Raw genomic sequence first — 5,461 nt, forward strand, 5'->3', positions numbered from 1 at the left:
CGTGCGCGGCGCGGGAGGCGCGATCGAAAAGGAGGGTGGCCGGTGCATGGAGCGTGTGCCGGGCGGGCGTGGGCGTGGGGTGCGCAGCGTGGGGTCACAGAATGTAACACACGCAAGCCGCGTCAGCCGCCGGGCGCAGCGCCCGTGGCAGCGGGGCCGGAGGTCGCGCGACAATCGGCGGCACCATGAAAAGCATTCTCCCCCTGCAGTTGTTCGTCGCCCCGGACAAGAACGACCCCGCGCCGCTGATCGTCTACCACGGGGGCCACTGCCCCGATGGCTTTGGCGCAGCGTTTGCCGCCTGGCTCTACTACGGAGACAGCGCGCAATACCTGGGCCTGGACCATGGCGACGTGCAGACCGTGGACGGCCTGCCACCCGTGCAGGGCCGTGCCGTCTACGTCCTGGATTTCTCCTTCCCGGCCGATATGCTGCGCGCCATCGACGCACACGCCGCCAAGCTCGTGCTGCTCGACCACCACAAGAGCGCCGCAGAAAAGCTCAGCGGCTTTGCCTGCCGCTGCGGGGTTCTGCACTTTGACATGCACAAGTCGGGCGCGCGCCTGGCGTGGGAGTTCTTTCACCCGCACGCGCCGCTTCCGGCGCTGCTCAAGTACGTGGAAGACCGCGACCTCTGGAAGTGGGAGTTCGCCGAGAGCGCAGGCTTTCTGTCGGCGCTCGAGATGGAGGCGCAGGACTTCGCGCGCTGGCGCGAGATAGCCGCCTTCACGCCCGAGCAGAGCGCCCGGTTCATGGCGCGCGGTGGCGCCATGGACGAGAAGTACCGCCGGCTCGCGGCCGACATCGCCGAAGGCGCCCAGCCCCTGGTGTTCAACGGCATCGAGGGGCTGATGGTGAACGCCCCCGGTGTGTTCCACAGCCTGGTGGGCGACATGCTCTCGGCCAAGAGCGGCAGCTTTGCGCTGATGTGGAGCGCGGGCGCCAAGGGTGTGCGGGTGGGGCTGCGTGCGCAGCGCAATTTCGACTGCATCGCGCTGGCCGAGAGCATGGGCGGCGGCGGCCACGCGCAGGCCTGCGGCTTCAGGATGGGACTGGACCGATTGCCCGAACTGCTCGCGGGCCGCTTCGACGCCTGAGGCGTCAAGTTTTATCGGCGCCCGCCGATATCCTGGACAGCACCCTGCAAGGACCGTCAGCATGTTCAGCACCCATGGCCGCGCCCGTGCCGCCACCGCGTATCGGCGCATCGATGTAGAGACCATCCGGCATACGCTGGACCCGTACCAGCAGGTCAGCCTGCTGTACGCAGGCGTCCTCGACTCCATTGCCACGGCGCGCGGCGCCATGGCGCGCGGCGACGTGCCGGGCAAGGTAGCGGCCATTGCCCGGGCGCTGCGCATTCTCGAAGAGGGGCTGAGCGCGTCCCTGGACCGGGTCGCCGGCGGCGAGCTCGCGCAGAACCTGGCCGCGCTCTACGACTACTGCACGCACCGCCTGATTCTGGCGAACGCGCGCAACGACGACGCGGCGCTGTGCCAGGTCACGCACCTGATCGGGTCCGTGGCCCGGGGCTGGGATGGCATCCGCAAGACGGACGCTGCGCCCGATCCCGAGTCCGAGCCCATGGTGCTGGGGGGCTGAGCCATGTCGCAGGGGTTGATCGACTGCTACAAGGCCATCGAGGACAGCAGCGCCAGGATGCTGGACGCCGCCAGGCGCAGGGATTGGGACGCCGTGCTGCGCTGCGAGGGCGCCTGCGCCGTGCTCATCGGGCAGCTGCGCCTGAAGGCGCAGGAGCAGGCGCTGGCACCGGAACAGCGCAGCGAAAAGGCGCGCATCATGCAGCGCATCCTGCGCAACGACGCCCGCATCCGCTGCCTGGCAGAGCCTTGGCTGGCGCAGTTCGAACAGCTGTTCGCAGGCCGGCGGCTGCACTGAGAGCGGATGGGCGCGATGACCCGATTCGAGCCCCAATGGGTGTCTTAGCCTGAAGGCGCGGATGGGTCGCCATCACCACCGCCAGCGTCGCGCTCGGAGAATACTTCCCTTGCCGCGAGCGTGGCATTGATGGCGGCTGGAAACCCGGCATAGGCCGCCACGTGAATGGCCAACTCGAGCATCTGCTCGCGCGTGCCCCCGACGTTGAGCAGGCCATGAATATGGACCCTGAGCTGCGGCGTGGCAGTGCCCAGCGCGGCAAGCGCCGCCACGGTAATCAGCTCACGCTCGAGAAGTTCCAGCACGGGGCGGGTGTAAATCTCGCCAAAGCCAAACTCCACGATGAAGCGACCGAGGTCCGGCGCGATTCCCTTCAGAGAGGCCATCACCGCCTCGCCGGCGTGGCCGTCGATGCGCGAGAGGGCATCCATCCCGGCTTGATACCGGGCATCGCCGGGGCAAGAAGGCGTCGTCGTGGGCGTGAAATGCAGCTGGCGTTCGTCGAACACCTCCTTGGCAGCAAAAACACCATTCAGGGCGGTCGGAAAGCCTGCGTAGACAAGCAAGTGGGTCATCAGTTCGACGATCTTGGCAGCGCTGCACCCCACGTTGAGCGCAGCGGCAATATGGAACTTCAGCTGCGGCCGCGCATTGCCCAGCACGGCCAAGACGGCCACGGTCGCCAATTGCCTGTCGTGGTAGCTCAGGTGGGGGCGCTGATAGATCTCGCCATACACAAAGCGGATCGCCAGCCTGCCAAGGTCGGGGGAGATGTCGGCCAAGGCATCGATGAGGGAGGGTTTGCGGGTTGCCTCGATGTGGCACAGGCAGGCCATGCCAACCTCGTAGGCGCTGCGATCCGTGGGGGTCGATGGGGTGTTCATCCTTCGGAGACTAAGGATGTTTTCTGGTGCTGGCGATTGCTTGATTTGTTGATACCTTTCGGGTATCGCTTGTCCCGGTGCAGGGCAGGCAGGGCCAACGCCATGCCTATGCTTTCGATGCGGCCAGATGCTCTTTCAGAAAACCGATGAAAGCCGTGACCCCATCCGAAGGCGCTCCCGCGCGATGCGCGACTGCCACGCGAATGCCCAATTGCTCGCCTTCGTCGAGGTCCTTGTAGACGATGCCTTTGCGCTGCATGGTCTTGAGCGACCGGGGAATCAGCGCAATGCCTTGCCCCTCGGCAACCAGGCTCAGCAGGATATGGAAGTCGGGCGGTTCGATGGTGCGCGCCGGGGTGAAGCGCATGCGCGCAAAGACACGCTCGCAATGATCGTGGTAGGCCGGGTTCTGCCTGCGGTCGAACCAGAAGAGATTCTCCTGATCGAGGTCGCGCAAGGACAGCTTGCGCTTTCTTGCCGCCGGGTGGCTTGCGGAAAGCCCCACGACCATCGGCTCATCGAGCAGATGGTCCAGCACCAGGCTCTCCGTATGCAATGGCAGGCCCACCACGGCGACGTCCAGGATGCCGCGGTTCAGGTCGCGCACGGATCGGATGGATATCTGCCGCTTCACGTTCAGACGAAGCAAGGGGAAGCGCCGGGCGAATTCGGTTTCTATCCAGGAGAACAGGCTGGCGTCGATGACGGTGGTGATGCCCAGATTCAATGCGTGCTTCCGCGCGGCGGGGGGCTGACGGAACTGCATGACGAGGTGCTCGGAGTCCCGCAGCAGAAGGCGTGCGCGCTCCAGAAACTGCTCCCCCGCGTCGGTCAGCTGGATGCGGCGGTTGCCGCGCTCAAAGAGCAGTACGCCCAGGTTCTCTTCCAGCGCCTGTATCTGGCGGCTCAGCGGGGGCTGTGTGATGCACAGCCGCGCTGCGGCACACCGAAAGCTCAACTCCTCCGCCACCGCGATGAAGTATTTCATCTGCCTGAGATTCAGCGAGCCGCTCATCGCTACCGCCCCTTTTTGCTACTGCCGCACAGCGTAGCACTGCAGGGGGTTGCGCGGTCCGGGTTTGAATGAGGCGGCAGCCATGACACGCGCCGCCAGCGCCTCACACCTGCATGTTCATGATGTCCGTGTAGGCCTGCAGCATGCGGTTGCGCACGTGCAAGGTGGCCTGAAAGCCGATCTGGGCCTTTTGCATGGCGACCATGGTTTCTTCCAGACTGACTGCGGGGTTGTCCAACTGCACTTCCTGTTGCAGGGCGGTGGAGCGGTTCTGCGCCGCGCTCACGGATTGCAGGGCGCCCTTGAGTGCGCTGGAAAAACCGACTTCGGTGCCCGCATCCCGCGCCGGCGCGCTGCGCCAGGCTGTGCCGGTGCCGGCAAGCGGGGGGGTGACGCTCGGCAGGCGCAGGTCCATGGCGGTGTCCGTGGGCAGGGGCGGTAGGGGCTTTGCGCATCCTAGCCGCGGGCGGCGCATCCGGCGGCGGAAATTGCGCGCCCAACGGGCGGCTTATCCGGCGAACACGCCGGTTGTGCGATCGAAATAATCGGGCTCGCACCAGGTCCGTCGCCGGGCCTGAGACTGGATAAGCAAGATGTCTGCTGTGGCCCAAGTTCCTTCCGATCCGCCGACGGTGCCTGCCCGCCCCCCATGGCTGCAGCGGTTGCAGAGCCTTGGCCGGGCGCAGCGTGTGCGGCTGGGTCTGGGCCTGGCGCTGCTGCTCGCGGCCGCCGCGGCGCTGCTGCTTCTGGGGCGCCAGAGCGAGTACCGGGTGCTGTTCGCGAATCTGAGCGACAAGGACGGCGGCGCCATCGTGGTCCAGCTCACGCAAATGAACGTGCCCTACAGGTACACGCAGGGCGGCGGCGCCATTCTGGTTCCGGCCGACCAGGTGCACGACGTGCGCCTGCGCCTGGCGACCCAGGGCCTGCCCAAGGGCTCGGTGGTCGGCTTCGAGCTCATGGAGTCGAGCAAATTCGGGCTCACGCAATTTCAGGAGCGGCTGAACTTCCAGCGCGGGCTCGAAGGCGAGCTCACCCGCTCCATCCAGTCCCTGTCGTCGGTGCAAAGCGCGCGCGTGCACCTGGCGCTGCCGAATCAGAATGGTTTCTTCCGCGAGCAGCAAAAGCCCTCGGCATCGGTCCTCGTGGGCCTGTATCCGGGCCGCGTTCTGGACCGCGCCCAGCTCGCCGGCATCGTGCACCTGGTGGCCTCCAGCGTTCCGGAGCTCGCGCCCTCGGCCGTGAGCGTGCTCGACGACACGGGCAAGCTGCTCTCGCAGTCGCCCGACACGGGCGCCGAGGCGAATGCGCAGCAGCTGTTGTACGTGCAGCAGATCGAGCAGCTGTACAGCCGCCGCATCCTGGATATTCTGGAGCCCGTGGTGGGCCAGGGGAACGTGCGCGCGCAGGTCACTGCGCAGGTGGATTTCACGCAGACGGAATCGACTTCCGAGCAGTTCCGGCCGAACCAGACGCCGGATTCGGGCGCCGTGCGCAGCCAGCAGCAGCTGGAGAGCCGGGGCGGCCCCGAGCGGATGCCCAGCGGCATTCCGGGCGCCGTGAGCAATCAGCCGCCCGCGCCGTCCACGGCGCCGATCAACGGCGCCAACCCCGCGCCGGACGCGGGCGGGCAGCAGGGAGCGCAGGCCACGAGCCGGCGCGA

The 5,461-nt window shown here is 66.8% G+C and carries 7 protein-coding genes; 4 read left to right on the top strand and 3 right to left on the bottom strand.

Going from position 1 to position 5,461, the window contains the following annotated elements; all coding sequences use genetic code 11:
* The first annotated feature begins 185 nt into the window (after positions 1-185).
* From VTU_RS0124195 to VTU_RS0124205, 3 genes are all read left to right on the top strand, one after another.
* Entirely contained in the window at positions 186-1,097 is a 912-nt protein-coding gene (locus VTU_RS0124195; RefSeq protein ID WP_010110259.1) for a DHH family phosphoesterase, read from the top strand.
* 61 nt (positions 1,098-1,158) lie between these two features.
* Positions 1,159-1,602 (top strand): flagellar export chaperone FliS, encoded by a 444-nt coding sequence (fliS, locus tag VTU_RS0124200; RefSeq protein WP_010110262.1) that lies wholly within the window; start codon positions 1,159-1,161, stop codon positions 1,600-1,602.
* A gap of 3 nt (positions 1,603-1,605) precedes the next feature.
* Positions 1,606-1,899 carry a flagellar protein FliT gene (locus VTU_RS0124205; protein ID WP_010110264.1) on the top strand — a complete coding sequence of 98 codons (294 nt, stop codon included), beginning with the start codon at positions 1,606-1,608 and terminating at the stop codon, positions 1,897-1,899.
* Between the two features lie 44 nt (positions 1,900-1,943).
* Here VTU_RS0124205 and VTU_RS0124210 read toward each other — a convergent pair whose 3' ends face one another.
* From VTU_RS0124210 to fliE, 3 genes are all read right to left on the bottom strand, one after another.
* Positions 1,944-2,783: a carboxymuconolactone decarboxylase family protein gene (locus tag VTU_RS0124210; RefSeq protein WP_010110265.1), complete on the bottom strand. Its 840-nt coding sequence runs from the start codon at positions 2,781-2,783 to the stop codon at positions 1,944-1,946.
* A gap of 106 nt (positions 2,784-2,889) precedes the next feature.
* Positions 2,890-3,798 carry a LysR family transcriptional regulator gene (locus VTU_RS0124215; protein ID WP_010110266.1) on the bottom strand — a complete coding sequence of 303 codons (909 nt, stop codon included), beginning with the start codon at positions 3,796-3,798 and terminating at the stop codon, positions 2,890-2,892.
* A gap of 103 nt (positions 3,799-3,901) precedes the next feature.
* Complete coding sequence (fliE, locus tag VTU_RS0124220) at positions 3,902-4,213, bottom strand: flagellar hook-basal body complex protein FliE (protein ID WP_010110267.1); 312 nt, start codon at positions 4,211-4,213, stop codon at positions 3,902-3,904.
* Positions 4,214-4,391: 178 nt separating this feature from the next.
* Here fliE and fliF point away from each other — a divergent pair.
* Positions 4,392-5,461: flagellar basal-body MS-ring/collar protein FliF (gene fliF, locus VTU_RS0124225; protein ID WP_029554723.1), on the top strand; the 1,070-nt coding region annotated here is incomplete at its 3' end.

The organism is Verminephrobacter aporrectodeae subsp. tuberculatae At4 (genome assembly GCF_000193225.1).
Lineage (GTDB): Bacteria > Pseudomonadota > Gammaproteobacteria > Burkholderiales > Burkholderiaceae_C > Acidovorax > Acidovorax aporrectodeae.

Coding starts and splice junctions, on each gene's coding strand:
- VTU_RS0124195 (WP_010110259.1), top strand. CDS start 186: ATGAAAAGCATTCTCCCCCTGCAGTTGTTCGTCGCCCCGGACAAGAAC.
- fliS (WP_010110262.1), top strand. CDS start 1,159: ATGTTCAGCACCCATGGCCGCGCCCGTGCCGCCACCGCGTATCGGCGC.
- VTU_RS0124205 (WP_010110264.1), top strand. CDS start 1,606: ATGTCGCAGGGGTTGATCGACTGCTACAAGGCCATCGAGGACAGCAGC.
- VTU_RS0124210 (WP_010110265.1), bottom strand. CDS start 2,783: ATGAACACCCCATCGACCCCCACGGATCGCAGCGCCTACGAGGTTGGC.
- VTU_RS0124215 (WP_010110266.1), bottom strand. CDS start 3,798: ATGAGCGGCTCGCTGAATCTCAGGCAGATGAAATACTTCATCGCGGTG.
- fliE (WP_010110267.1), bottom strand. CDS start 4,213: ATGGACCTGCGCCTGCCGAGCGTCACCCCCCCGCTTGCCGGCACCGGC.